27 protein-coding genes are annotated in these 25,340 nt (G+C 51.7%); 4 read left to right on the top strand and 23 right to left on the bottom strand.

Annotated elements, in window-relative coordinates; translation table 11 throughout:
- Positions 1-18: 18 nt before the first annotated feature.
- The 3 genes from mazG to OCU43_RS04110 all read right to left on the bottom strand — a co-directional run bounded on the left by mazG (position 19) and on the right by OCU43_RS04110 (position 4,010).
- Positions 19-831 carry a nucleoside triphosphate pyrophosphohydrolase gene (gene mazG, locus OCU43_RS04120; RefSeq protein WP_091360010.1) on the bottom strand — a complete coding sequence of 271 codons (813 nt, stop codon included), beginning with the start codon at positions 829-831 and terminating at the stop codon, positions 19-21.
- Positions 831-3,086 carry a GTP diphosphokinase gene (gene relA / locus OCU43_RS04115; RefSeq protein WP_091360012.1) on the bottom strand — a complete coding sequence of 752 codons (2,256 nt, stop codon included), beginning with the start codon at positions 3,084-3,086 and terminating at the stop codon, positions 831-833. Before relA ends, mazG begins: the two co-directional genes overlap by 1 nt.
- A gap of 282 nt (positions 3,087-3,368) precedes the next feature.
- A complete protein-coding gene (locus OCU43_RS04110) occupies positions 3,369-4,010 on the bottom strand; it encodes a class I SAM-dependent methyltransferase (RefSeq protein WP_091360014.1) in 642 nt (213 codons plus the stop codon).
- 67 nt (positions 4,011-4,077) lie between these two features.
- Between OCU43_RS04110 and OCU43_RS04105 the strand changes: the two genes are divergently transcribed.
- A complete protein-coding gene (locus OCU43_RS04105) occupies positions 4,078-4,509 on the top strand; it encodes an acyl-CoA thioesterase (protein ID WP_091360017.1) in 432 nt (143 codons plus the stop codon).
- 220 nt (positions 4,510-4,729) lie between these two features.
- On the opposite strand, the gene OCU43_RS04100 is transcribed toward OCU43_RS04105, so the two are convergent.
- A complete protein-coding gene (locus OCU43_RS04100) occupies positions 4,730-4,924 on the bottom strand; it encodes a ribbon-helix-helix protein (RefSeq protein ID WP_091360020.1) in 195 nt (64 codons plus the stop codon).
- Between the two features lie 166 nt (positions 4,925-5,090).
- On the opposite strand from OCU43_RS04100, the gene dauA reads away from it, so the two are divergent.
- On the top strand, positions 5,091-6,839 hold the full coding sequence (dauA, locus tag OCU43_RS04095) for a C4-dicarboxylic acid transporter DauA (RefSeq protein WP_091360022.1): 1,749 nt from the start codon (positions 5,091-5,093) through the stop codon (positions 6,837-6,839).
- Positions 6,840-6,961: 122 nt separating this feature from the next.
- Here the strand turns inward: dauA and dnaB are convergent, their stop codons facing one another.
- The 6 genes from dnaB to OCU43_RS04065 all read right to left on the bottom strand — a co-directional run bounded on the left by dnaB (position 6,962) and on the right by OCU43_RS04065 (position 11,483).
- Positions 6,962-8,344: a replicative DNA helicase gene (gene dnaB, locus OCU43_RS04090; protein WP_091360025.1), complete on the bottom strand. Its 1,383-nt coding sequence runs from the start codon at positions 8,342-8,344 to the stop codon at positions 6,962-6,964.
- Between the two features lie 139 nt (positions 8,345-8,483).
- Positions 8,484-8,930: a 50S ribosomal protein L9 gene (rplI, locus tag OCU43_RS04085; RefSeq protein ID WP_091360027.1), complete on the bottom strand. Its 447-nt coding sequence runs from the start codon at positions 8,928-8,930 to the stop codon at positions 8,484-8,486.
- A 119-nt stretch (positions 8,931-9,049) separates the two neighbouring features.
- On the bottom strand, positions 9,050-9,277 hold the full coding sequence (rpsR, locus tag OCU43_RS04080; RefSeq protein WP_019622438.1) for a 30S ribosomal protein S18: 228 nt from the start codon (positions 9,275-9,277) through the stop codon (positions 9,050-9,052).
- Positions 9,278-9,309: 32 nt separating this feature from the next.
- Positions 9,310-9,753, bottom strand: coding sequence for a 30S ribosomal protein S6 (gene rpsF / locus OCU43_RS04075; protein ID WP_091360029.1), 444 nt, complete (start codon positions 9,751-9,753; stop codon positions 9,310-9,312).
- A 175-nt stretch (positions 9,754-9,928) separates the two neighbouring features.
- Positions 9,929-10,405, bottom strand: a complete 477-nt coding sequence (locus OCU43_RS04070; protein WP_091360030.1) for a hypothetical protein — start codon at positions 10,403-10,405, stop codon at positions 9,929-9,931.
- A gap of 136 nt (positions 10,406-10,541) precedes the next feature.
- Complete coding sequence (locus tag OCU43_RS04065) at positions 10,542-11,483, bottom strand: GlxA family transcriptional regulator (RefSeq protein ID WP_091360033.1); 942 nt, start codon at positions 11,481-11,483, stop codon at positions 10,542-10,544.
- A gap of 129 nt (positions 11,484-11,612) precedes the next feature.
- On the opposite strand from OCU43_RS04065, the gene OCU43_RS04060 reads away from it, so the two are divergent.
- Entirely contained in the window at positions 11,613-12,179 is a 567-nt protein-coding gene (locus OCU43_RS04060; RefSeq protein ID WP_091360034.1) for a cysteine hydrolase family protein, read from the top strand.
- Between the two features lie 162 nt (positions 12,180-12,341).
- Here OCU43_RS04060 and OCU43_RS04055 read toward each other — a convergent pair whose 3' ends face one another.
- The 12 genes from OCU43_RS04055 to OCU43_RS04000 all read right to left on the bottom strand — a co-directional run bounded on the left by OCU43_RS04055 (position 12,342) and on the right by OCU43_RS04000 (position 23,406).
- On the bottom strand, positions 12,342-12,749 hold the full coding sequence (locus OCU43_RS04055; protein ID WP_091360036.1) for an OsmC family protein: 408 nt from the start codon (positions 12,747-12,749) through the stop codon (positions 12,342-12,344).
- A gap of 27 nt (positions 12,750-12,776) precedes the next feature.
- Positions 12,777-13,589, bottom strand: coding sequence for an indole-3-glycerol phosphate synthase TrpC (trpC, locus tag OCU43_RS04050; RefSeq protein ID WP_091360037.1), 813 nt, complete (start codon positions 13,587-13,589; stop codon positions 12,777-12,779).
- A 6-nt stretch (positions 13,590-13,595) separates the two neighbouring features.
- Positions 13,596-14,630, bottom strand: coding sequence for an anthranilate phosphoribosyltransferase (gene trpD, locus OCU43_RS04045; protein WP_091360039.1), 1,035 nt, complete (start codon positions 14,628-14,630; stop codon positions 13,596-13,598).
- A 10-nt stretch (positions 14,631-14,640) separates the two neighbouring features.
- Positions 14,641-15,222, bottom strand: coding sequence for an aminodeoxychorismate/anthranilate synthase component II (locus tag OCU43_RS04040; protein ID WP_091360042.1), 582 nt, complete (start codon positions 15,220-15,222; stop codon positions 14,641-14,643).
- Between the two features lie 301 nt (positions 15,223-15,523).
- Positions 15,524-16,543, bottom strand: coding sequence for an anthranilate 1,2-dioxygenase electron transfer component AntC (gene antC, locus OCU43_RS04035; protein ID WP_091360044.1), 1,020 nt, complete (start codon positions 16,541-16,543; stop codon positions 15,524-15,526).
- A gap of 135 nt (positions 16,544-16,678) precedes the next feature.
- A complete protein-coding gene (antB, locus tag OCU43_RS04030) occupies positions 16,679-17,182 on the bottom strand; it encodes an anthranilate 1,2-dioxygenase small subunit (RefSeq protein ID WP_091360046.1) in 504 nt (167 codons plus the stop codon).
- A complete protein-coding gene (gene antA / locus OCU43_RS04025) occupies positions 17,182-18,576 on the bottom strand; it encodes an anthranilate 1,2-dioxygenase large subunit (RefSeq protein ID WP_091360048.1) in 1,395 nt (464 codons plus the stop codon). The genes antB and antA overlap by 1 nt, the downstream gene beginning before the upstream one ends.
- Positions 18,577-18,605: 29 nt before the next feature.
- Entirely contained in the window at positions 18,606-19,496 is an 891-nt protein-coding gene (locus tag OCU43_RS04020) for a SphA family protein (RefSeq protein ID WP_091360049.1), read from the bottom strand.
- A 66-nt stretch (positions 19,497-19,562) separates the two neighbouring features.
- Complete coding sequence (locus OCU43_RS04015; RefSeq protein WP_091360051.1) at positions 19,563-20,093, bottom strand: flavin reductase family protein; 531 nt, start codon at positions 20,091-20,093, stop codon at positions 19,563-19,565.
- Between the two features lies 1 nt (position 20,094).
- On the bottom strand, positions 20,095-21,336 hold the full coding sequence (locus tag OCU43_RS04010) for a styrene monooxygenase/indole monooxygenase family protein (protein ID WP_091360053.1): 1,242 nt from the start codon (positions 21,334-21,336) through the stop codon (positions 20,095-20,097).
- 34 nt (positions 21,337-21,370) lie between these two features.
- Positions 21,371-22,159 (bottom strand): SDR family oxidoreductase, encoded by a 789-nt coding sequence (locus OCU43_RS04005; protein WP_091360054.1) that lies wholly within the window; start codon positions 22,157-22,159, stop codon positions 21,371-21,373.
- A complete protein-coding gene (locus OCU43_RS04000; RefSeq protein WP_091360056.1) occupies positions 22,156-23,406 on the bottom strand; it encodes a dienelactone hydrolase family protein in 1,251 nt (416 codons plus the stop codon). Before OCU43_RS04000 ends, OCU43_RS04005 begins: the two co-directional genes overlap by 4 nt.
- A 318-nt stretch (positions 23,407-23,724) precedes the next feature.
- Between OCU43_RS04000 and OCU43_RS03995 the strand changes: the two genes are divergently transcribed.
- Positions 23,725-24,729 (top strand): AraC family transcriptional regulator, encoded by a 1,005-nt coding sequence (locus OCU43_RS03995; RefSeq protein ID WP_217647453.1) that lies wholly within the window; start codon positions 23,725-23,727, stop codon positions 24,727-24,729.
- Positions 24,730-24,741: 12 nt separating this feature from the next.
- Here the strand turns inward: OCU43_RS03995 and folX are convergent, their stop codons facing one another.
- Positions 24,742-25,110, bottom strand: a complete 369-nt coding sequence (gene folX, locus OCU43_RS03990; protein ID WP_091360057.1) for a dihydroneopterin triphosphate 2'-epimerase — start codon at positions 25,108-25,110, stop codon at positions 24,742-24,744.
- Positions 25,111-25,340 lie beyond the last annotated feature (230 nt).

Raw genomic sequence — 25,340 nt, 5'->3', positions numbered from 1 at the left:
ATCTCCCGCGGGCTACGACTAAAGCCCTTTCCGTTTAGCTTCGTCCCACCAGTGGTCCAGCTCATCAAGGGTGAACGCCTGCCAATCTCCAGAGGAGCGCTCGACCTGGTCTTCAATATAGTTAAAGCGATTGGTAAACTTCTGATTGGTGTAGCGTAGCGCCGTCTCCGGATTAACCCCCATGTGACGGGCCAGATTCACCTGAGCAAACAGCAGATCGCCAAGTTCATGCTCCATCTCCAGCTGATCACCGGCAGCGATCGCCTCGCGCAACTCCGCGATCTCCTCCTCGATCTTATCCAGCACTGGCAGCACATCCCCCCAGTCAAAACCGACCCGGGCAGCCCTTTTCTGCAATTTTTCAGCCCGGTTGAGTGCCGGTAGAGCCATTGGGATATCATCCAGCACCCGGGGTTCCTGATGTGGTTTTTCACCCCGCTCCTCTGCTTTGATCGCTTCCCAGGTCTCCTTGATCTGCTGCTCATCCAACGCCGTGGAACTGCGCCGACTGGTCAGGGTTCCCCCGGGAAAGACATGAGGGTGACGACGAATCAGTTTCTTTACCAGGGTATCGACGATATCGTCAAAATTATAACCCTGCTGCTCTTCCGCCAGACGGGCATAAAAGATCACCTGAAACAACAGGTCTCCCAGTTCACCCTGCAGGTGCTGCCAATCCTGTCGTTCGATGGTATCGGCCACCTCATACGCCTCTTCAAGGGTATGGGGAACAATGCTGGCAAAATCCTGTTTCAGATCCCAGGGGCAACCATCCTCAGGGTCCCGCAGCCGGGCCATCAGCGTTTGCAGATCTTCAAGGGTATAACGCATCAGCGGGTACCACTCCGCTGTCGGTGCACCTCGGTAACGTTTGGAATCTGGTTGATCTTGTCCATAATTTTACCCAGCAGCTCGAGACGGCTGATCTCAATCGTCAGTGTCAGATAGGCAATATTGCTCTTCTTATCCGACTGAGTATTCGCGGCGATCAGGTTAACATTCTCGTTTGCCATCACCATCATCAGGTCGCGCAACAGACCTGCCCGGTCAAAGGCTTCCACATAGATATCCACCGGATAGGTTGACTCGCCCTCTTCTCCCCAACTAACTTCAACCATCCGCTCCCGTTCCTGCTGACGCAGCTGAAAAGCGTTGGTACAGTCATCCCGGTGAATAGAGACTCCCCGGCTTTTGGTGATATAACCGATAATCGGATCGCCCGGTACCGGCTTACAACACGGAGCAATAGTCGTCAGCAGATTACCCACCCCGCGTATTTTTATCCCTTCATAAACGGACTGAGAACGAACACTGCTGCCGGGCAATGCCAGATCCAGCTGTTCATCGTGATGATCCGTCTCAACCTGCTGTTGCGCGGCGTTGATCACTTGCGAAAGACGGATATCCCCGGCGCCCAGCGCAGCATACATATCATCGGCAGAACGATGATTAACCGCCTTCGCCATCAGATCAAAATTAAGATCAGCATTTTCCAGCGCCAGACGACGGAACTCCCGGTCGATAATTTTCTTACCGGCGGCGGCGTTTTTGTCTTTATCCTGAAGTTTAAACCAGTGTTGAATCTTGGCCCGTGAACGGGCACTGGTGATATACCCCAGGTTTGGGTTGAGCCAGTCACGCCGCGGATGCTCTTCACTTGCGGTCAGGATCTCCACCTGATCGCCGGTCTGAAGCTGACGGGTCAGAGGGACGATCCGGCCATTCAGTTTTGCCCCGCGACAGCGGTGTCCCACTTCGGTATGCACCCGGTAAGCAAAATCGACTGGTGTCGAGCCCACCGGCATATCCACAACATGACCATCTGGGGTAAAGACATAAACCCGGTCATGGGCCACATCGCCACCGATTACCTCAGAAAACTCTTCAGTGCCTCCGAGATCCTCAGTCCACTCAAGCACCTGACGCAGCCAGGCGATCTTGTCTTCATAACTGGAACTTTGCGAGTGGGTATCGGTGCCCTTATAGAGCCAGTGCGCACAAACCCCTAACTCAGCCTCTTCATGCATCGAAAACGTCCGGATCTGAATCTCCAGCACTTTGCCTGATGGGCCAAATACCGCGGTATGCAGGGAACGATAACCGTTGGGTTTAGGCGATGCGATGTAGTCATCAAACTCGTGGGGGATATTACGCCACAAGCCGTGAACAATACCCAGCACGGTATAACAGTCACGAATCTCCGGCACCAGGATGCGTACCGCACGGATGTCATAAACCTGGTTAAAGGCGATGTTCTTACGCTGCATTTTGCGCCAGATACTGTAGATGTGTTTGGCCCGCCCCATCACATCGCCATCAATATTGACCTTTTTCAACTCAGCATTAAGAATACTCACCGAATCTTCGATGAACTGCTGACGATCCAGGCGCTTCTCATCCAGCAATGACGCAATCTGCTTGTAGTCGTTGGGTTTGAGATAGCGAAATGAGAGATCTTCCAGTTCCCACTTGATATGACCGATGCCCAGCCGGTGAGCCAGCGGCGCATACACATCAAACACCTCCCGCGCCACCAGATAACGCTTCTTACGAGAGTCACTCTTAACACGACGAATAGCACAGGTGCGCTCGGCAATCTTAATCAGCACTACCCGCACATCATCAATCATCGACACCAGCATTTTGCGGACGTTGTCCAGCGGGTTTCCGCTCTGGCCCAGCACATTCTCACGCCGGGGGTTCTGTCGACTGCCGATAGCCGCCATCTGCAACACGCCATCGATCAGCGTAGCAATTGTCTGACTGAAGCGACGGCGAATATCTTCCAGAGTGGTACGTTTTTCACGAACACTGCGATACAGGATGGCAGCAACCAGCGCATCCTGATCCTGATTCAGTTCAATAAGAATCTGGGCCATCTCCAGCCCGGTGAGATAACTGTCACTGTCTTTCCATGAATCTTCCGAAGGTTCAGCTTCCTCTTTCAGCTGTTTGGCATAAAGACAGGCCTGACGAACTGTATCTATATCCTTAACTTCAACCTGCTCCTGCAGCCTTTCCAGCCACAGATCCAGATCGACACTACCGTCAGCATGTATTGGATGATCTTCGCGTACTTTTACCACAGCGCTAGCCGCTCCCTTCTATACCTTCGTGATGCCACTCATATTGCGCTATCTGCACCCTGCTGATGACCACGTTATAACAGTAGCAGGGGCCAAAATATTATGAATCCATAGCACTTACAGCGGCCCATTTTAGTATTTCAGCCATGCAATAGCGAGTATGTTCCGTGGAAATCGGGGGATGCTGCCAGCAATCAGGATTGGGAAAACCAGCTTTATAAGTAAAAAAGAAAAACCGTGCTCAGATACCACAACACCTCTATGCCGACTCAGGGCCTGATCTCAGGAAGGTTTAACGGCGATTCCCGTCACCAGTTGTTTTACCAGCCGCGGAAAGGCGTGATGCTGATAGCGTTGTAGCTGCGGCACCTCAAAACCAGCGCGGGAGATAAGCTCTGCGGTCTCCCGGTTCAGTTGGCAGCCCCCGGCACACCGTCGCCAGAAGGGATTAAGACGGTGTTGCCAGCGCTGTACTGTAACGTCATCAGACAACACATGCTCAAAGAATAGCAGTTGCCCACCCGGCCTGAGCACGCGATAAATTTCCTGCAACACCTTTTGTGGATGAGGCACGGAACAGAGCACAAGAAAGCAAACTACTGTATCAAACTGGTTATCTGCCAACGGGATATCCATCGCATCAGCAACCAATAACTGAATTTTATTACGCTGAGCTTCCGGTAAAGCTGCCAGAACTGCGCAGGCTTTCTGCATCACCCCGGTATCAGGCTCAAGTGCATATAGTTCAGAGACCTGCCCCGGATAACAATCAAAGCTGGTGCCAGTACCTGCGCCAATCTCCAGCACGGCCCCTGTGGCATAGCTTAGTAGCTGCTCCCTTTCAGGCGCGACCACCTTCGATACCCGGTCCAGCAACCAGGGAAACAGCCAGCGATAATATGGATTGAATCGGCGTAGACTCATCTCTTGGCATCCACTATTCTTGTACTGAAATTACGTACTTTTGTTTTACATTTCAGGAGCTTTACCTATGGCACGTATCAAAATTGATATGCCCGAAAACTACAGTTTCACCACCGAAATACCGGTACGTATCAGTGATATCAATTATGCTGGCCACCTCAGCAACGATTCTGTGTTATCCATCGTACATGAAGCGCGACTTCGTTATCTGAACTCCCACAACTATACAGAGCAGGATATCGAGGGTTCAGGCATTATTATGACCGATTCGGTTATCGTCTATAAGGCCGAGAGTTTTTACGGTGACCTGATACAGATTGATATTACTGTGGGCGACTTCAATAAGTATGGCTGCGATATCTACTACCTTCTCAGCAATAAGAAGACAGCGGTCGAGATCGCCCATGTCAAAACCGGTATCGTCTTTTTTGATTACACCGAAGGAAAGGTGGTGACCGTACCCGAAGGGTTTAAAGACAGAATCATCAAAGTGGTTTAAACATTCGAGTCTGACTGTTTAATAATTACTCAAAAAAATCAATTTAACTGGTTGAAAAAAATACAGAAACGACAACCTGAACGAATTTTAACCCACCGCCGTAAAGCCCCATAATATGGGGCTTTCACAGAGTTATCCTAGAGTTATTAACAGCCTTGTGACACTATTTCTGTTTATAAAAGGGGGATAACGTCCCATTGCCGGGGACGCAGTCCAACACTCACTGATCGCCGTCCGACTCTTCACTAAAGACTTCATCGCGCCACTCGGGCCCCAGCTTCTCTTCAATATAATCACGAATCAGCTTACGCACCATTTGCGAAGGAGTGACATCATCTGCATTGCACAGCTTTTCAAAGGTCGCTTTCTTGTTCGGGTCAATCAGCAGTGTCAGCCGTGCCGTTCTCTTCTCCATAACAACTCCTCAAAACTATTTATGTTAATCATATTAACATTGATTTATACCCTGATGAACATGTAATGTAATCTATATTCTAACAACCACTCAATCGAATCCGGGGCCATATTGCCGGCCGCAGCGTCTCAAGTTCGCTGTAACCGCTTAGCGAGAGCAATTATTCATGTCGCATCGTTTACATCTGCACAGTATTAAGCCTTTCAGCGCACTGCGTGAGTGCCTTAAAGAGGGCTATACCCTGGCTACCCTATACCAGGATCTGATGGCGGGCATCACGGTTGGCATCATCGCCATTCCATTATCGATGGCGCTGGCGATAGCCAGCGGTGTACCACCCCAGTACGGCCTCTATACCGCCATCATCGCCGGTATTCTGATCCCGCTGACCGGCGGTTCCCGTTATAGCATATCCGGCCCGACTGCGGCCTTTGTCGTGATTTTGTATCCCGTGGCTCAGCAGTTCGGACTCAGTGGACTGCTGATCGCCTCGCTGATGGCTGGCGTTATGATGGTGATGATGGCGCTGAGTCGACTGGGTCGTCTGATTGAGTACATTCCGGAACCGGTCACCCTGGGCTTCACTTCAGGCATTGCAGTAGTGATCGCCACCCTGCAGATGAAGGACTTTCTGGGGCTCGAGCTACAGGAGATGCCGGAAAAATATATCGACAAAGTACTCGCCCTGTTTAATGCATTACCCACTCTGGAACCCGCCGAGTTTATTGTCGGGGCCACAACCCTGGCGGTATTAATCGTCTGGCCCCGGTTACGCCTCCCGATTCCGGGTCACCTGCCAGCCGTTGCCATCGGAGTAGCACTGTCTTTACTGCTGGCCAATGCCGGCTTTGATCTCCAGACCATCGGTTCCCGTTTCAACTATCAACTGGCCGATGGCACCATCGGTCAGGGCATTCCTCCGGTCCTGCCCGAATTCAACTGGCCCTGGCTGCAACCAGGCCCGGATGGGCAACCGATCGACTGGGATTTCCATAAACTGACAGCACTGATTCCGATCGCCTTTTCAATTGCGATGCTGGGGGCCATTGAATCACTACTCTGTGCAGTGGTGCTGGACGGTATGAGTGGCAAGCGCCATCACTCCAATGTCGAACTGCTGGGTCAGGGCGTTGGCAATCTGGTAACTCCCTGGTTTGGCGGTATTACCGCAACAGCAGCCATCGCCCGCTCTGCTGCCAACTACCGCGCCGGTGCTCAGTCCCCCCTGGCGGCCGTTATTCATGGTCTGATAGTACTCGTCAGCCTGCTGATACTGGCGCCCTGGCTGGCGTATATACCGATGGCCTCAATGGCGGCGATGCTGTTGATGGTCGCCTGGAATATGAGTGAAGCGCCGAAAGTGATGGAGCTTCTTAAAAAAGCGCCCTCCGGGGATATTCTGGTGCTGCTGACCTGTTTCTCTCTGACCGTGATGATCGATATGGTGGTGGCGATCTCCTTCGGTATCGTCCTCGCTTCCCTGCTGTTCATGCGGGATATCGCCCAGATGACCCGGGTGATCGAGATCAGCGATAACCGCAAACATGTCCCCGACACGCTGCCTGATGACTGGGGCGTATATAAAATCAGCGGGCCGCTGTTTTTTGCCGCCGCCGACAGAATATTCTCGGAAATGTTATTGCTCACCGAGCATAAGCAGCGTGTCATCCTCTATATGGATGCCGTGCCAATACTGGATGCCGGCGGATTGTCTGCGCTGAATCATTTTCTGGAGGCAAAGTTCAGGACGGGTAGCTTTGTTATTATCGCCGACCTGCAATTTCAACCCCTGAAAAACATCGCTAAAGCGGGACTGAAACCAATCGATCAGACGCTGGTTTTCACACCGACGCTGGCTGAAGCGATTGAGGTTGCTGGTGCCAAAGTCACACAGGCAAATGCCCTGCCTCAATAACAAGACGCGGGCAAAACAGGGCTTATTGACATCCCCTGTTTTCAGATGGGCAGCGCTCAGAAAGCAAAAAAACCGCCAGAGATGGCGGTTTTTTTCACAGGGCCAACGCCTCTGATGACTTTCTATTCGTAGTCCTGATAGGCCATCGGAGCCAGGTTCTCAAACTTGGTAAACTGACCAATAAACGCCAGACGATTACTACCGATAGGACCATTACGCTGCTTACCAATGATGATCTCGGCTATGCCCTTATCCGGAGAGTCCTCGTTGTAGACCTCATCCCGGTAGATAAACATGATCACGTCGGCATCCTGCTCGATCGCACCGGATTCCCGCAGGTCTGAGTTAACAGGACGTTTATTGGGTCGCTGCTCCAGCGCACGGTTGAGCTGCGACAGCGCAACAACCGGGCATTCCAGCTCTTTAGCCAGCGCCTTGAGAGAGCGGGAGATCTCGGAAATCTCCGCTGTACGGCCCTCACTACTGCCCCCTTTCAGCTGCATCAACTGAAGGTAATCCACCATGATCAGAGCGATATCACCATGTTCCCGAACAATACGCCGGGCACGGTTGCGCATCTCTGTCGGGCTGATACCGGCAGTGTCATCAATAAACAGCGGCTTATCCCGCAACATATTCACAGCCGTGGTCAGACGGGGCCAGTCATCCTCTTCCAGTTTACCGGAACGCACCCGGGTCTGGTTGATCCGCCCAAGGGAGGAGAGCATCCGCGTGACCAACTGGTCGGCAGGCATCTCGAGGCTGAATACCAGTACCGGTTTATCCTGCGCCATCAGGGCATTTTCGACCAGGTTCATGGCAAAGGTGGTTTTACCCATGGAGGGACGGGCTGCCACGATGATCAGGTCGGAAGGTTGCAAACCTCCGGTGGATTTATCCAACTCTTCAAACCCGGTGGTAACTCCGGTCATCGAGCCTTCGGAGTTAAACAGTTCATCAATCTTATCCACCGCTTTTTTCAGCAGCGGATTGACGCCGACAGGACCACCCTCGTTGGGCCGATCCTCGGCGATCTGAAAGATCTTCTGTTCCGCTTCACTGAGGATATCCGTACCTGGACGCCCTTCCGGCATAAAGGCGCTTTCGGCAATCTCGTGGGCAACGGTAATCATCTTGCGCAACAGCGCCCGGTCACGAACGATCTCGGCATAGGCACGGATATTAGACGCGCTGGGGGTATTTCGGGCCAGTTCAACCAGGTAGTCCAGCCCTCCCGCCGCATCCAGATTTCCGGTGCGGTCCAGCTCTTCAGAGATGGTGACCACATCGATCGGCTGCATATTATTAACCAGCTTCTCAATCGTACGAAAGATCAGCCGGTGATCGTGACGGTAAAACTGATCTTCCAGCACGATCTCTGAAACCGCATCCCAGGCGTTATTATCCAGCATCAGCCCGCCGAGTACGGACTGTTCAGCTTCCTGCGAGTGAGGAGGAACTTTTACCCCCTCCATATCGGCTGAATCAGGATCCAGATAATCCATAAAACTTTATACCTCAACACACAGAATACCCGCTTCAGATCCCCTTGGCCTGAAACGAAAAAAGCACTGCGCAGTATAATACTACGCAGTGCTTCTTAACTCACCCGCTGATCTGAAAGATTCAGATCAAAAGCAGTGCTTACTCGCCAACAACAACGATGCCGACAGTAGCAGTCACTTCTGGGTGCAGCTGGATAGCAACTTCGAACTCACCAGTGGTACGCAGCGCACCTTCTGGCAGACGAACTTCACTCTTAGCAACTTCGATACCTGAAGCGGAGATCGCATCAGCGATATCTGCAGTACCGATAGAACCGAACAGCTTGCCCTCTTCGCCCGCTTTAGCAACGATAGACAGTTCAATTTCGTTCAGTTGTTCAGCACGCGCCTGAGCAGAGTTCAGCTTCTCAGATGCAGCAGATTCCAGTTCAGCACGACGTGCTTCAAAAGCTTCCAGATTAGCCGCTGTAGCAGGAACCGCTTTTCCAAAAGGAAGCAGGTAGTTACGACCGTAACCACGCTTAACGGTTACCTTGTCACCCAGGCTACCCAGTTTGCCAATTTTCTCGAGCAGGATAACTTCCATCTCGCAAACCTCTATTTTTACTCTCGCCTGTCAGCGTCTGACACTCACAGGCTGAAACTTGTTTAATCACCTGCACACATATTTCACATACCTGAATATGTGCCGCAGGTTAACCGTTATTACTGGTGGCTGTCAGTGTATGGCAGCAGTGCAACGTAACGTGCACGCTTAATAGCTGTTGCCAGCTGACGCTGATAACGAGCCTTAGTACCAGTGATACGGCTAGGTACGATTTTACCGGTTTCAGTAATGTAACCTTTCAGGGTGTCCAGATCTTTGTAATCGATCTCAGTAACGCCTTCAGCGGTAAAACGGCAGAATTTTCTACGACGGAAAAAACGAGCCATGGTATATCTCCTCTAAATATGGGTTAAACCGATTACTCGGCAGCAGCTTCTTCAGCAGCTGGCGCATCAGCAGCCGGAGCTTCTGCAGCAGGTGCTTCAGTCGCTTCAGCAGGCTTTTCAGAACGCTCTTCGCGACGTGGACGACGCTCTTCACGGCCTTCAGCAGCTTTAATTGGAGATACTTCAGTAACCGCATCTTTACGACGAACAACCATGTTACGGATAACCGCATCGTTGTAACGGAAGATGTTGGTTAGCTCGTCCAGAGTTTCCTGAGCACACTCAACGTTCATCAGAACGTAGTGAGCTTTATGGATCTTGTTAATTGGGTATGCCAGGTGGCGACGACCCCAATCTTCCAGACGGTGGATTTTACCTTCAGATTCTTCAATCAGCTTGGTATAACGCTCAACCATAGCTGGAACCTGCTCACTCTGATTCGGGTGAACCAGAAAAACGATTTCGTAATGACGCATTAATTGCTCCTTACGGTTTATACAGCCTTCAGCCGCATCGAAAAACGGTAGAAAGCAAGGAGTTAGAGTTAGTTTCCTCAATGGCATAGCCAACGGGAGGCGAAATTATACGCGAAGATCGATAAAACACAAACAAATCTACGCTATTTCTGTCCTCAGGTATTGCAAACCGATATTAACGGGCAGGAGAGATCGACTGACTCATTTTTGCGCAGAACAGCTTTTTGGTATGTTTATCAGGATCTTTGCGAATGGCAGCCCAACAACTGTTGGTGTCTTCAAACTGAGTAAACTGCAGACCATCACGCAGATCGATCAGATAGACCTTGTCGTAGAAATCATGGTCATTCCATTCACTGACCTTCATACGGGTTTGAATACAGGTATAACGGGGGACGATGTTCACGCCGGTTTTCTGCGCCCGGATATAGTGACGGTAGTAGTTTTTACCCCGTTCGGTGCCGCGTATCTGATAGTGAACAAAATCGCGACACTGTTCCAGATCGGTAACCCGCTTATCTTCCAGCAGCACCGCTTTACTGATGGGCGTACCTTTATAAGTAAACTCACCAAGCAGATAGATCTCTGGCTGCTGGGCAAGGGCCATCGGTGAAGCCAGCAGCGTTGCCAGCAGCACTCCTTTATAAAGCATCGCAATCCTCCTGATTATAGCGAAACAGTGTTGTAGGGATGAGTTTTCACAATATCGCAGGCTAACGCATCTCAGCCTTTTATTCGACCTCTGGGCCAAAAAACGATGACAACTGACCGAATATTCATGATGGTGGTCATGTTTGTGCACTAAAGCGGCGCCGAAACTCTCGTGGCGTCAGCCCGGTGATCTTAATAAACACTTTTCTGAAGGCACTGACATCGTCGTATCCGCTACTCAGCGCGATCAACTCAATACTATCAGCTGAGCTTTCAAGCGCGTCGCAGGCTTTGCTGATGCGCAACTGCTGGATATACTCTTTTGGCTTATACCCGGTCGCCCGGACAAAACGGCGCAGAAAAGTCCGTTCCGTCAGATGACACTCCTCAGCCAGTTGCTTCACCGTCACACTGGCCTGACTATGACTTTGCAAATAGTGCTGACTCTTCAGAACGGCCCGGTCACCATGATCAAATGGTGGCATAAAACAGCGGTAGTAACGTTGCTGACGGGGGGCGGTGTCAACCACGAGGTGCTTGCCTAACTGGCGCATCAGCGCCGGACTGCCAAACTGTGCCACCAGTTCCAACCCCAGATCCAGCCAGGCCATCAAGCCTCCCGCAGTGATCAGGTCACCATCATTAATCAGTATTTTGCTGTCATCCACCCTGATGTCGGGGAACCGTTGAGCTAGCCGATCAGCCAGCATCCAGTGGGTGGTCGCCGCGCGCTGATTCAGCAATCCCGTCTGTGCCAGAATAAAAGCCCCGGCACAGACAGAACAGAGCAATACGCCTGCAGCGTGCATCGACTTCAGCCATTCACTCAGAACCGGTTGTTCGTCGGTATAAAAACCACCCTCAATGCAGGGAGGCAAAATAATCACTTGCGGAGTATCGGTGACAACCGCTGACAGATCGGTTAACTCAGCACCCGGCAACACTCGTATCTCAAAATGCACTCCCTCTGGTCGCTCCTCACTCAAACGACTGGCCATGCCAAACAGCTCAGATAACCCTTCGATGGCGGATTTCATCCCTCCGGGATAGTCGATAACCGCAATGTTGATTGTTTTCATAAATACCGACGCTATATGTTACTTGTATGTCACTTATTGCTCTTAATATGTCAAAAACGACTCCAGTATAGAGAGCAAAGTCAACAGATAATAGCCATATCAACCAATATTATTGATAGAGGTATCGCTATGACACAGGTTCAGCCGAACACAGCACTGCTGTTAATCGACTTTCAGAATGACTATTTTCCCGGCGGCAAATGGGAACTGACTAACACTCAGCGCGCTACGGATAACGGCGCAAAACTACTGGCCGCTTTTCGTCAGAAGCAGATGCCGGTTATCCATGTACGCCATGAGTTTGAAACCGATGAAGCCCCCTTCTTTACACCGGGATCGCAGGGCGCTCAGATTCACAGCAGCGTTGCCGCTGTAAACGATGAACCGGTTATTTTGAAACACTCAGCAAACAGTTTTAAAGAAACAGATCTGCAAGAGATCCTCAAAAGCCGGAATATAGAAAATCTGATTGTGGCCGGCGCGATGAGCCATATGTGTATCGATGCCGGGGTGCGTGCCGCAGCGGATCTGGGGTATAACGTCACCGTCGCTCAGGACGCCTGTGCAACAATGGATCAGGAATTTAATGGCATCACCATCCCCGCTGAGCAGGTGCACGCCTCATTTATGGCGGCACTGGGATTTGCCTATGCAAGGGTGGAAGATACGGAGATTTTGCTGGAAGAAATGAAGTAATTGGGGCTAGGGTTGACTGCTGTACTGCCCCCAATTAATACAGCCATTTTAATTGTAGGAGCGGCTTCCAGCCGCGAGAAATATGTGAGAATTTCAATTCACGGCTGGAAGCCGCTCCTACAAATACAAAGAAGGCTTTTATCGAGCAACGAGCAACGGCTCTTATTCCACCTCAACAATCTCAAAGCTATGGGTAATCTCTACGCCACCCTTTTCCAGCATCAGGGATGCTGAGCAGTACTGCTCAGCCGACAGTTTTACCGCACGCTCAACCTTTTTCTCGTTCAGGCCGCGACCGGAAACAATGAATTTCACATGGATTTTGGTAAACACAGCAGGTACCGCATCGGCACGTTCAGCATCGATCTCCGCCACGCAGTCCACCACATCCTGACGGGTCTTTTTCAGAATACCGATCACATCATATGAGGTGCAGCCACCCAGACCCAGCAACATCAGCTCCATCGGGCGTGGGCCCTGCTTCAGCTCGCCATCAATGGTGATATCAAATCCGGAACCGGTGGTTCCCTTGAAACGGACATCGCCATCCCATTTTACTTTTGCTTGCATAGTCTCAGTATCTTCTTTCAATCATTATTATTTGGCGAACAATTCGGCCAGCTTCTGACCTGGATCTGCAGCCCGCATAAAGGCTTCCCCCACGAGGAAGCTGTCAACCCTGTGCTCACGCATGGCGATGACATCGTCACGGCAGAGAATGCCGCTTTCGGTAACGACAATACGATCCTCAGGCACTCTATCCAGCAGTTCAAAAGTGTGATCAAGTGACACTTCAAAGGTGTGCAGATTACGGTTATTGATCCCCACCAGCGTATTACCAAGCGGCAGAGAGCGTTCCAGTTCAGCCAGGTTATGCACCTCAATCAGCACATCCATACCCAGCTCCAGTGCCAGGGCATTCAGGTCAGCCATCTGCGCATCTTCCAGTGCTGCCACAATCAGCAAAATGCAGTCAGCACCGATCGCCCGGGCTTCATAAATCTGATAAGGATCAACAATAAAATCCTTACGAATAACCGGCAGGGAACAGGCGGCACGCGCTTCCATCAGGAAAGCTTCGCTGCCCTGAAAGAAATCCGCATCGGTGAGTACAGACAGACAGCTGGCACCACCCGCCTCGTAGGAACGGGCAATATCCGCTGGCACAAAAGGATCACGAATCACGCCTTTGGAGGGGCTGGCTTTTTTCGCTTCCGCAATAATAGCAGAACGCCCTTCAGCCAGTGTTTTCGCCATATTCGCGACAAAACCACGGGGATCCGTGGCGCTGCCCTGCTGATCAGCAATCTGCGCTTTCAAATCAGCAATACTCTTTACCGGCTGACGTTCAGCAATCTCTTCATATTTCCGTGCAATTATTTTTTTCAGCACGGTGGGTGTATCGGTCATCGTTGTTCAGTCCTTCAGCGACTGGCTGAAATCCGCCAGCTGTTGCATTTTCTTCAGTGCTGCGCCCGAGTTGATCGCTTCCAGGGCTTTTGCCACACCCTCTTTATGGCTGGCAGCCAGACCGCTCAGATAAACCGCAGCTCCCGCATTCAGTGCCACCATAGACGCCGCCTTCTTAACTGCAACATCTTCAGCACCGGAGAATGCCTTTTTAATCAGCTCCAGCGACTGAGCCGGGCTATCGATTACCAGACCGATCAGACTCTGGCTTTCAATCCCGAGGTCTTCTGGTGACAAACGGTATTCGGTTATTTCACCGTCTTTCAGCTCAGCCACATAGGTATGGGTTGCCAGGCTGATCTCATCCAGGCCGTCATCCGCATGTACTACCATGATGTGTTCGCCACCCAGTTGCTGCATCACTTCAGCCATTGGTCGACACAGTTTTTTGGTAAATACACCGATCACCAGGCGCTGCGCTCCGGCCGGATTAGTCATCGGGCCGAGAATATTAAACATGGTTCGGGTGCCCAGGGCTCGGCGCGCGCCGATGGCATGTTTCATCGCGCCATGAAAACCCGGTGCAAACATAAAGCCGACACCAACGTCATCGATACAGCGGGCTACAGCATCCGCGCCCAGATCGAGGTTAATGCCGGCTTGCTCCAGCAGATCAGCACTGCCACTGCTGGAGGAAACCCCACGGTTACCATGCTTGGCCACATGAACGCCACAGGCTGCAGCAACAAAAGCACTGGCAGACGAAACGTTAAACAGGTTTGCACCATCGCCACCGGTACCGACAATATCGACCAACGGTGCAGCGGTGGCGTTTACCGGCGTTGCCAGTTCCCGCATCACCTGGGCGGCACCGGTGATCTCGTCAATCGATTCACTCTTCATCCGCAGCGCCACCAGAAAACCGGCGATCTGTGATTCAGAGCATTCACCCGTCATCACCTGACGCATCACTTCAACCATTTCGTCACGGCTCAGATCAATATGATCAACTACCCGCGCCAGCGCTTCTTTGATATCCATTGTGTCGTCCTTATGCTCGATTCAAAAAGTTTTGCAGCAGATCATGGCCCTGCTGAGTGAGGATAGATTCTGGGTGGAACTGCACCCCCTCAATATCCAGCTCTTTATGCCGCACACCCATGATCTCATCGACAGAGCCATCATCATTCTGAGTCCAGGCGGTGATCTCCAGACAGTCTGGCAAAGTATTTTTATCGATCACCAGCGAGTGATAGCGGGTCACCGATACCGGATTTTCCAGTCCTTCAAAGACCCCTGTATTGTTATGATATACCGGTGAAACCTTGCCATGCATCACCTGACGGGCACGCACCACATCACCGCCAAAGGCCTGCCCCATACTCTGATGTCCCAGACAGATACCAAAGATCGGCAGTTTACCGGCAAAATGTTTGATCGCCGCCACCGAGATACCCGCCTCGTTCGGCGTACAGGGACCGGGAGAGATCACCAGTTGAGAGGGATTCAGGGCTTCGATCTGCTCAATGGTAATTTCATCATTACGATACACCTGAACATCAGCGCCCAGCTCACCCAGATATTGCACGACGTTATAGGTAAACGAGTCGTAGTTATCGATCATTAGCAACATATCAATATTTAACCTATTGATTTATATAATTAATAACATCGAGCCTTATTCAGGTTACCCGGTTTATAAACCTAAGAAATCGAAACTGAGCAGCAGATGGCCTCGAAGAACAGCCGATTATAGTACAGTAAGCTAATTCTGGATAACACTGATGAGCGATGAAAAGCGTTAGCGAAAGGGGTCAAAGAAGAAAAGATGACTTACAGCCTGAGGGGAAATACCCGGATATCGATCACTATGATATCCAGGCATTGTAAGTGACAGTCGATGAGAGAATATGAAAGGTGCTGTTTAAAGCGGACTAACTGGCGGAAAATTTCTCATAATGGATGGTGCTATTGGCCATATCCCGTTGATCCAGCCAGCCCTTTACGGCGTCCACCATCGGCGGTGGCCCACACAGGTAGAGATCAACCTCGCCGTTGTTGAAATGACTATCCTCAAACAGATCGGTGACCACCCCAACAGTCCCCGGCCAGTCCTCGTTTTCTTTCATGACGATGCTATGGCAAGTGAAATCGGGTAACTTTTCGGCATACTGCTGAAGTCGTTCGATCTCACACAGATCGGCCATCTGAGTAACACCATAAAACAGCGTGATTGGCTGATCGCAACGTTCAGGATTCTCAACCAGCTGATCAAGCATTCCGAGAAACGCGGCCAGCCCGGTTCCACCGGCGACAAAGATCAGCGGGCGTTTTATCTGATGCAGATAGAACGCTCCCAGTGGCGCCTTAAGTTTCATCCGGTCACCGGGGTTGGCACGTTCACGCAGATAATCACTCATCACCCCCTGGGGCAAAAGACGGATCAGAAACTGCAGCTGATTAGTCTTATTAGGCGCGCAGGCAAAAGAGTAGGAACGCCACTCGTCAGTGCCAGGAACATTCACATGAGCATACTGCCCCGGCAGAAAATCCAGTTGATCACCCAGTGCCTGAGCATCGATGTAGACGACTGCGGCCGATTCAGACACCAGATCAACGTTGGTAATCACCGCTGTCAGCTCTTCCGGGCCACTGCTGGTGCAGAGCGTTGACTCAAAATCAAACGCTATCGCGCAATCGGATGCCACCCGCATCTGGCAGGTGAGAACACCGCCCTGCTTAAGCTCCGCAGCACTCAGGGCATCCTCATCAACATATTCAAGCTGATAGTTGCCCGAGCTACAGAGCCCTTTACAGGTAGCACAGACTCCCTCACGGCAATCCACCGGAATTGTAATGCCCTGGCGCAGCGCTGCATCAAGCACAGTTTCTCCACTATTAACACCGATAAACCGGGTGCGGCCATCACTGAAATTCAAAGCCACTTTATTCATATAACACCTCACAAACTCTTCACCTGTTCAAAGGCCGGAGTTGACACACGACAGACCGTTGCAGAGCCCCCCGAAGGGGATAAAAGAGGGCTCTGCATTATGATCTGACGATCTTATAACCGGACTGACTCGCGATCAGACGTGATAGAAATCAAGCACATGACGAATCTTATCGTTCAGTAAAATTGCTTGTTTACGTAGCACTTTCCAACTGTCGCTGTCTGGCCGAAGGGTATACTCTGCCCGGCCGAAGAAGGCTTCAGACTCGCCGAAACGGTAAAAATGCGTCACCCAGTTAACCTTCACTTTCCAGTTGCCATCGGCTTGCTCCTCGCCCTGGACATTGCTCAGCAGATGCAACGTTCTTGGCATCGGCGTGCAGGCCGCCGACTTACCGGTGCGGATGCGGAACACCCGGTCTTCAAGACCGGCCCGGGTGGCATAGTAGATCAGTGACATCTCCCGCTTAGGATCCGTGGTATGCACATGCTCGGAGTCCCATTGAGGGATGTGAAATTCGGCGTTTTCATCGAATGTTGCCAGATATTCATCCCACTGCTGGAGATCACAATATTCAGACTGCTGGTACAGAAACTGCTCAATACTCTGCAGAGCCGCGTGTTGCATTGCATTAGTCATCACTTTGCCTCCTGTTGCTGCAGCTTAAGATCCAACCCCTGCAGCAGGTAACGCTGCCAGGTAGAGTGCTGATTAACGTAGAGCCCTTCATGGGTAAACTCAGTGCCGGTGATAGCCGGATTAATCCCCAGCGCTTTGGTGTTCGCAGTGGCCTCGCGGGTCCACTTATCACAGCCACGGGAGATGTCATTCCAGCGTTCCAGACGCGCTTCAAAGCCTTTCTGAGCTTCGCGAAACTCCACCAGATCGTCCGGTGTTCCCATACCGGAGACATTAAAGAAATCCTCAAACTGACGAATGCGGTTTTCCCGGTCGGCATCGGACTCACCTTTCACGCCGAGGCAGAAGCTATGCACTTCAGTTTTATTCCAGGCAACCGGTCGGACAACCCGCAACTGCGAACTGATCTGGTCCATAAAGAACAGACTCGGGTAGATGTTGAGGTTGCGTAGACGGTGCATCATCCACTGCGCCCGACTCTCGCCATACTCTTCGATCAGACGGGGCATAACCGCGGCATAGCCAGGGCGAACCTCTGGATTGGGCATATCACTGAAAAGAATGGTGTGACCGTTGTTAAAGGCAAACCAACCATCATCGGTCTCCTTATCCCCCGCCCCCAGTTTGCTATAGTCGAGCACTTTTTTGCCGGCACCGTGCTTTTCTGTTTCCAGCTGCTGCCGGTATTGCACCGTCGCAACATAGTTATAGTGCACAGTACTGACGTGATAACCATCAAGACCATTTTCGTTCTGCAGCTTCCAGTTACCATCAAAGGTATAGGAGGAAGAGCCTGGCAGCACTTCCAGCTCACCGTTCTCTGACTGAGCCACCATCATGTCAAAACCGATGCGGGCATCACCGAGGAAGTCCTCCAGAGACTCGGTGCAGGCTGTATTCAGATTGATAAACACAAACCCTTTGTAAGAGCTGATCAGCGCTTTTCGCAGCCCCCGGGTGGATTTATCAAAGTCATCAGGATATTCACCGGGTGCCTTAACCTTCACCAGCCGGCCGTCGGTCTTATAACACCAGGCATGAAACGGACAGGTGAAAGTGGACTGATTACCACGACATACCCGGGTCAGGGTTGCACCGCGATGCTGACAGGCATTAATCAGTGCACTCAGTTCACCGTTAGCATCACGGGTGATGATCATCGCCTGACGACCCGCCTGCATGGTAAAAAAATCATGGGGGTTGGCAATCTGACTCTCATGGCAGGCATAGATCCAGGTGTTCTCAAAAATCAGATCCATTTCGATATCGAACAGGTCACGATCGGTGAACATCTCGCGGGCCACCCGGTATACATTTTCTTCGGGACGGAAATCGGTCCAGCTTTCAACCTTATCGCGCCACTCAAGCAGTGTTTGTTTCGAATGAGTATTCATTGTTTCTGTCTCCTGGCTCTGCTTATTGATTAAAACTTCACAACCGTTTTTATCCAGAACGCATCACCCTGAGGCCGGTTTTCAACCGCCATCTCTTTTTGATACTTAACGGATAAAAAGAAGCCTTTGCCGTTGTCATATTTAATCGCTGGACCGATGGCGAAGGCCTGTCCCTTATTGCCGATATCGGTGCCATTAACTTCATCACCGGTTATCTGTTTGTAGGCATACCCACCGACCCCCACCACCCAGTTGGGTGATACGCCGTAACCCAGGGAGTAATCAGCGTGCAGCTCCTGACCCGACCGATAGTTGGTATCATCGTTTTCAAAGTTGTAGTCATACATCACCTTCACCCCCCAGTTGAATCCGGCAGGATCAATGTGAGAAGCGGCGTAGATACCCTGAACAGTCCAGTAGTTACGGCCAATATTGGCCAGGCGGGATGAGTCATATTCACCGGTGGGAGCGATAACATCGACACCGATAGCGGTATGAAACTGAGGACTGTGATGGAAGGCCAGCGCGGCGGTCAGATCGAGATCGCCAATACCAGATTCGCTATCGTTCATCCCCATGACGGAGACATCCAGATCAACCAGCGGCAGCAAACCGGCAAACACCAGCTGACCACCGAACAAAGTTTTATCGGTGACATAAAGCAGCCGTGGCGCCAGCACATCGGCTTTCAGATTGAAGTTGATCGGCAAGCTTTTGCCATCATTGCCTTTAAAGTCATCCGCCTCATAATGCTCAGCGTAAATCAGCGGATACAGACCCGGTGGAGGCAGTGCACCCACCAACAGATCTTCAGCCCCCATTGGGTAGTTCGAGCCACCGCCCTCGGTCGCCTGAACCGGTGTTGTGATTAAAGATGCCCCGATCAGGCATCCGATAGCATAGTTAACTGTACATTTCATGAGTTGTTATTCCTGATTATTAGTATTATCAAAGCCCGACCTCAGCCGGGCTCAGTGGCATCTGTTTCAGTCACAAAGCTGCTTAAAACCACCGCGATAGAACACCAGCGGCTCACCCGTATCGACCCGGTCAAAATCCAGCACCCGGCCGACGATCAGCAGGTGATCACCGGCAACACGGGTAAACTCCACCTGACACTGCAGGGTTGCCAATGCATCATTCAGCAGCGGCACCCCGGTAGGGCTCAGGCGATACTCTACGCCAGCAAACTTATCTTCAGAGCGGGTCGCCAGCTGCATTGCCAGCCCCTCCTGGCTCTGACTGAGAATATTCACATTGAAATATTTACCCTCATCAAACGCCGCCACGCTGGGTGAAGTCAGCACCAGACTCCACAGAATCAGTGCCGGATCTAACGACAGGGATGAAAACGAGTTAGCGGTAATCCCCACCAACTGATCGTCCTCGCCAACGGCGGTAATCGCCGTGACACCCGTAGCGAACATGCCAAACGTATTGCGCAGCTCCCGGGTATCAATCAGTGGGACTTCAATGGCAGGTGCAGCATTTATGGATTGTGTATTCGACGCAGTCATCTCAGGCCTCCTTCTTGAAGAACTCAGCAACCACCTGATTACAGGCGTCTGCATTAGTCCACCAGGGCATCAGATTGACTGGATTGTTGAAACCGTTCGCAATGGTCTTAGCCAGATCAGGAGACTGTTGAGCCGCGCCCAGCAGATTGAGGGTATGCTCCTCAGGGGGCAGCAGGATACTGTTGGTCCAGCTAACCACCTGCTCGGCGTAAGCCCAGTATTTTTCAAAGGTATCCTTCATCCAGTTTTCGTCAAACGCCTGGTCTGCGCGGTCGATGATAGAATCCAGATAGATCTTGCTGCATTTAGCGCCGTTGTTTGATCCCTGCCCCGTAATGGGATCGTTGACCACCAGCGCATCCGCCATACCCAGCACTTTACGCCCGGAAGGCAGCGTCAATACCGGCTTGCGCACTGTTGGCGGGAAGCGACCGGCCAGTACACCATTGTCATCGGTGAGCTGAATATTTTTGCAACGCTCCGCTTCCCATGGGCAGTAGGTATTGAGGATCTCCAGGCTGCGGGCCAGGTGTTGTTGCGGGGTTTCGACATCGCCCCAGCAATCCATCGGACCTCCCGGAATCCCCTCAAACACCATGATTTCGCAGGGACCGCTCAGGGTCAGAGCCGGAAAACAGAAGTATTCACCGACACCGGGAATCAGATTAAACGCTACCCGGGAAAACGTTTTTTTAGGCTCCATGCCATGTACATAGGTGAGTGCCAGAGCCCGTTGTGGTTTATCAAACACAGAACGCTCAGCATCCCGTTCAAACTGACGGACGATCTCGCCTTTACCCGCCGCCAGCAACACCAGATCGTGTGAAGCGGCCAGCGCTTCCAATTCGTCAATGCCAGCATCCTGGAACACCAGTTCGCCACCCAGACGAACAAACTCATCCATCCATACCGGCATCTTCAGACGCTGATCCACCGACTGCGCTTTGTGGTCAATAGGCGCCGCCCAGTCGATCAGCTTTTCACCCGGACGTTCGGGGTTGGGCACCGTCAGGCCGATACCCTCGACCGGCGGGCAATCGTTTTCCCAGAAGTTAAGCCCCAGCTCTCTTTCGGTATTCAGTGCCATATCGAACATACACTGACTTGAGGTGACCCGGCCGGAACGAATATCGTCCTGGGTCCGGTTGGATAACATGGTGACCTGGTAACCCTTTTTCAGAAGGCCAATACCCGTCTGCAGACCGGACTGACCGGCACCGATAATTGCGATTTTGCGTGACATAACATTTACTCCAGATTTTATTTTTATGGCTGGCTTATTCAGCGAGTTTAGGGATTGCAGGGCTGCGCTGTTCCGGACCAATCGCGGCATAGCCACCATCAACCGCATAATCAGCGGCAGTTACAAAACTGGCCTGTGGAGAACAGAGAAACAGCACCACTTCGGCCACTTCACGGGGGTCACCCAGACGCCCCAGCATATGGAAATCAGAGGCAACCTGATCCGCCTTAGCCCGGTTGCCGCCACTGACTTCATTGATCACCCGGGACCAGGTCCAGCCCGGAGAAACCGAGTTCACCCGGATGCCATCGTCGGCAAAGTCCATCGCCATGCTGCGGGTCAGATGGCGGATCGCCGCTTTGCTGACGGGATAGAGCCAGCGACCAGTCTGGGCGATCTGTGACGAGATGCTGCTGAAATTAACGATGGCTCCGCCACCCCGTTTAACCATCAGCGGACGGGCGATATTAGCCGCCATCACGGCGCTGACCACATTGATATCCAGAGCGGTTAGCCAGTCTGCCCGGGAAGAGTCCTGCCCTTCATCCAGATAGCTGCAGGCCAGATTGATCAGATAATCAACACCACCAAAGCGGCTTTCAGCACTGTGTATTGCCGCGGTTAACTGAGCATCGTCGGTGATATCAGCTGCAACAAACTGTGCTTTGGCACCAAGACGATCGGCCAGTGCCACACCCGCCTCGGTATCGATGTCGATCACGGTGACACTCGCACCCGCTTCGATAAACACCTCAGCAACGGCGGCTCCGATCAGGGTTGCGCCACCGGTTACGATGACACTACGGTCGTTAAACTGGCTCATTTTGCACCTCCCTGATCCAGCCCCTCACTATCGGGCCAGTTCGGCATCAGCGTATTGGAAGGCAGTGTTTCATCCAGCAGCTTGGCCGCCGACTCCCGTCCGGCAACTGGCAGGCCTTGAGGATCAAGCTTGCCAATCTGAACCAGTACAGAGGCCTGGTCCCAGTAGATATGCTCGTGATACAGCTTATCGCCACGGAACTTGACCACCGCCACCAGCGGTACTTCAACGTATTTTCCGGTCGGTTCAATGCCTGGCAGCATCCAGTCGATGACCCGGTCATGGGTAAAGGTGAAGAGCAGTTCATCAACAATCTGAGTTGCGCCGATGGTGCGGGAGATAGGGATAAGCGCCGTATCCGCAGGGTTCACATCAACAAAATGATTTTTGTAGAAGCGATAGAGATTTTTATAACCCACTCCACCGGTCATATTAGGGATATGGTTGACGTAGGGTTCAGCCACCATGGTTGCCATGGTGTCATCCACATTGCGGGTATCAAACTCATACTCACAATGCTTATCCCAAAGGTAGGAAAGATCGTAATGCGGGCCAATCGCCTGACGGAATGCGGTGACCGAACGCTGATGCGCCATCAGAGCGGAAGGTTTGTCATAATGCTCTGAACCCGCCCGGGCAAACGCGTGATCAACGCCGGGATAGGTATACAGTTCCACCTGCTCCTGATCACCCAGAGCCGCATAGATAGCGTTGCGCGAGGCTTCCGGACAGTACTCATCATTACCGGCAAAGTGCAGCACCAGGCGGCCACTGATATTCGCCGCCTCATGCAGATGGTTTTCAATGCCCATACCGTAATAACCGACGGCCGCATCGACATCACAACGACAGGCGGTCAGATAGGACAAACGGGCACCCAGACAGAACCCCAGTGCACCAACGCTGCCGCTGCACTCAGACCGTCCTTTGAGAACACTGATCGCTGCGTCGATATCCTCCACGCCCAGATCCTGATCGAAGCCCTGATAAAAACCGAACGCCTTCTCCCACTCTGCCGGGCTGTATTCCAGCTCAACGCCGGGTTCCTGACGCCAGAACAGATCAGGCGCCAGTACTACATACCCCTCCTCTGCATAATAATCGGCGACCTTACGCATGGTATCGTTGATACCAAATATCTCCTGCAGCAGGACAATACCGGGCCCCTCGCCCGCAGCGGGTACCGCCAGATAACCTTTGAAACTGCCACTGCCGTCTTTTGCCTGGATATCTATCATTGTGCCCATAGCACGCCTCCTGAATGTTGTTTTTCTTGGATCGTTATTCATCCTCGAATATCAGGCAGGCAAATACGCTCCGAAAAATGCGGCGACTATCCACAAGGTGCAAAAAAATGATTTAGCTCAATGATTCATGAAAACGGCCTAAGGCCCGTAATCGCTGGCCATCCGGTCTGTGCAGCGACTATCCAGTTAGCGCAGATTATTGATGAGTGTGTGAAATTTGGACAAAACCCCGGGGAAACCCCACTATATTTATATTCATCAATATGCAATATATAAGAGACCATCTATTGACTTAGATTAATAAAAATAGGGTAGTAAATGATGTCTTCCGACTTAACGTTGTCTCCCTGGCTGAGAGATGCACTTAAAGGTGACCCCGAGCGATTAGTCTTCAGTTCGGGTACGCTGGAACAGGTCAGGGAAGAGGTCTCAGCGATGTATAAACCGCATCTGCTGGACATCCATGGACGGGGATCCAAACTTGATGCCCGATTACACTCCGTCGCACTGGGAAATGTCCGCTTCAACCGGCTTAAATATGGTGCCGAAGTGGTTATCGACCCAGGCAATCTGGAACAGTTTTATCTGATTCAGATGCCGGTCAGTGGTCAGGCAGACATCTACAGCGGTAGCAATGTCGTTTCTACCGATAAAGACACCGCCTCCATTCTTAACCCGTCAGATCCACTGACAATGATCTGGAGCGAGGATTGCGACCAGCTGATGTTCAGGATTGACAGGCACTCTGTGGAACTGGCCTGCAGTCAGATTCTGGGACGATCAGTACGAGGGCCCCTCCGATTTAAGCCCGATATGAACTGGCACCGAAACCCGGTCTGGCGCAACATGATGATGTATCTGGCACATCTGCTACAGGATCAGCCCTCGATTACAACTCAACCCACCATCGCCCTGCAGCTTGAACAACTGATCATCAACACCCTCATCTCTATCCAACCCCACAACTACACCGACGCCATGAACACACCCGACCGGAGCCTGGCTCCACGACATGTTAAAAAGGTTGAGGAGTATATCGAGAGTCACGCTGATGAAGCACTAACGCCGGGAATACTGGCCGATATGGCGGGCGTCAGTGTACGCACACTGTATGCGGGTTTTAAAGATTTTCGTCAAACCAGTCCAATGGAATACCTGCGCACTGTCCGCTTGCAGAGAGCACGGGAAGAGTTACTGAAACAGGATCCTGAGTCATCGGTAACGGAGATCGCCATCCGCTGGGGATTCACCCATATGGGACGCTTTAGTCAGGACTATTCGCGTATGTTTGGCGAACGCCCCAGTGAAACCAAACGCAGATAATCGGCCAGCCGCTTAATCGCAGTATTTCTCCAGTGTCAGTGACACGGAATCCGCAAACCGCAGGGCATGGGGTTTATCAATAGTGACGCTGGCAAAGGTGACCCAGGGGTGGCCAGTGGCGATCTCCAACACATCTCCCACCAGCTTTTCCAGCAGCAGAAAGTGCCCCTCCTCTACATGTTGAATAATATCCTTACAGACCACTTTATAGTTCAGGGCTTTTTCTACATCATCAGTGATCGCCGCTTTTTCGGCCGGATAATGGATCTCAATATTGATCACTACATCCTGCAGTTTCTCACGCTCTTCCGGGTTAAAACCGATGTAGGTTCGCAAACGCAGGTTTTTAATTCGGATTATGGCATTACTGACTGATGGCATTGCTGAGTCCTTGTCGATTTTTTCTTATCTCTATTGTCTGGCAGTCTAACAGAACGGCATGAAGTCTCCAGACGTGTTGCTTCACTTACCGGTTGCAAAGGTTGAATACGTTCAATCCCCCTGGCTAGTTCATCTCGATTATAATAAATACCAACTATGCACAACGATTGAAGCGGTGCCTGGCTATATTGTCTAAGCCGTCACAGGTATGATGACGCACTCTGAAACCT

It is taken from the genome of Amphritea atlantica (assembly GCF_024347255.1).
Lineage (GTDB): Bacteria > Pseudomonadota > Gammaproteobacteria > Pseudomonadales > Balneatricaceae > Amphritea > Amphritea atlantica.
The sequence above is the reverse complement of the archived record's forward strand: the minus strand, read 5'-3'. Positions and strand labels throughout refer to the sequence as shown.

Coding starts and splice junctions, on each gene's coding strand:
- mazG (WP_091360010.1), bottom strand. CDS start 831: ATGCGTTATACCCTTGAAGATCTGCAAACGCTGATGGCCCGGCTGCGG.
- OCU43_RS04110 (WP_091360014.1), bottom strand. CDS start 4,010: ATGAGTCTACGCCGATTCAATCCATATTATCGCTGGCTGTTTCCCTGG.
- OCU43_RS04105 (WP_091360017.1), top strand. CDS start 4,078: ATGGCACGTATCAAAATTGATATGCCCGAAAACTACAGTTTCACCACC.
- OCU43_RS04100 (WP_091360020.1), bottom strand. CDS start 4,924: ATGGAGAAGAGAACGGCACGGCTGACACTGCTGATTGACCCGAACAAG.
- dauA (WP_091360022.1), top strand. CDS start 5,091: ATGTCGCATCGTTTACATCTGCACAGTATTAAGCCTTTCAGCGCACTG.
- dnaB (WP_091360025.1), bottom strand. CDS start 8,344: ATGGATTATCTGGATCCTGATTCAGCCGATATGGAGGGGGTAAAAGTT.
- rplI (WP_091360027.1), bottom strand. CDS start 8,930: ATGGAAGTTATCCTGCTCGAGAAAATTGGCAAACTGGGTAGCCTGGGT.
- rpsR (WP_019622438.1), bottom strand. CDS start 9,277: ATGGCTCGTTTTTTCCGTCGTAGAAAATTCTGCCGTTTTACCGCTGAA.
- rpsF (WP_091360029.1), bottom strand. CDS start 9,753: ATGCGTCATTACGAAATCGTTTTTCTGGTTCACCCGAATCAGAGTGAG.
- OCU43_RS04070 (WP_091360030.1), bottom strand. CDS start 10,405: ATGCTTTATAAAGGAGTGCTGCTGGCAACGCTGCTGGCTTCACCGATG.
- OCU43_RS04065 (WP_091360033.1), bottom strand. CDS start 11,483: ATGAAAACAATCAACATTGCGGTTATCGACTATCCCGGAGGGATGAAA.
- OCU43_RS04060 (WP_091360034.1), top strand. CDS start 11,613: ATGACACAGGTTCAGCCGAACACAGCACTGCTGTTAATCGACTTTCAG.
- OCU43_RS04055 (WP_091360036.1), bottom strand. CDS start 12,749: ATGCAAGCAAAAGTAAAATGGGATGGCGATGTCCGTTTCAAGGGAACC.
- trpC (WP_091360037.1), bottom strand. CDS start 13,589: ATGACCGATACACCCACCGTGCTGAAAAAAATAATTGCACGGAAATAT.
- trpD (WP_091360039.1), bottom strand. CDS start 14,630: ATGGATATCAAAGAAGCGCTGGCGCGGGTAGTTGATCATATTGATCTG.
- OCU43_RS04040 (WP_091360042.1), bottom strand. CDS start 15,222: ATGTTGCTAATGATCGATAACTACGACTCGTTTACCTATAACGTCGTG.
- antC (WP_091360044.1), bottom strand. CDS start 16,543: ATGAATAAAGTGGCTTTGAATTTCAGTGATGGCCGCACCCGGTTTATC.
- antB (WP_091360046.1), bottom strand. CDS start 17,182: ATGACTAATGCAATGCAACACGCGGCTCTGCAGAGTATTGAGCAGTTT.
- antA (WP_091360048.1), bottom strand. CDS start 18,576: ATGAATACTCATTCGAAACAAACACTGCTTGAGTGGCGCGATAAGGTT.
- OCU43_RS04020 (WP_091360049.1), bottom strand. CDS start 19,496: ATGAAATGTACAGTTAACTATGCTATCGGATGCCTGATCGGGGCATCT.
- OCU43_RS04015 (WP_091360051.1), bottom strand. CDS start 20,093: ATGACTGCGTCGAATACACAATCCATAAATGCTGCACCTGCCATTGAA.
- OCU43_RS04010 (WP_091360053.1), bottom strand. CDS start 21,336: ATGTCACGCAAAATCGCAATTATCGGTGCCGGTCAGTCCGGTCTGCAG.
- OCU43_RS04005 (WP_091360054.1), bottom strand. CDS start 22,159: ATGAGCCAGTTTAACGACCGTAGTGTCATCGTAACCGGTGGCGCAACC.
- OCU43_RS04000 (WP_091360056.1), bottom strand. CDS start 23,406: ATGGGCACAATGATAGATATCCAGGCAAAAGACGGCAGTGGCAGTTTC.
- OCU43_RS03995 (WP_217647453.1), top strand. CDS start 23,725: ATGATGTCTTCCGACTTAACGTTGTCTCCCTGGCTGAGAGATGCACTT.
- folX (WP_091360057.1), bottom strand. CDS start 25,110: ATGCCATCAGTCAGTAATGCCATAATCCGAATTAAAAACCTGCGTTTG.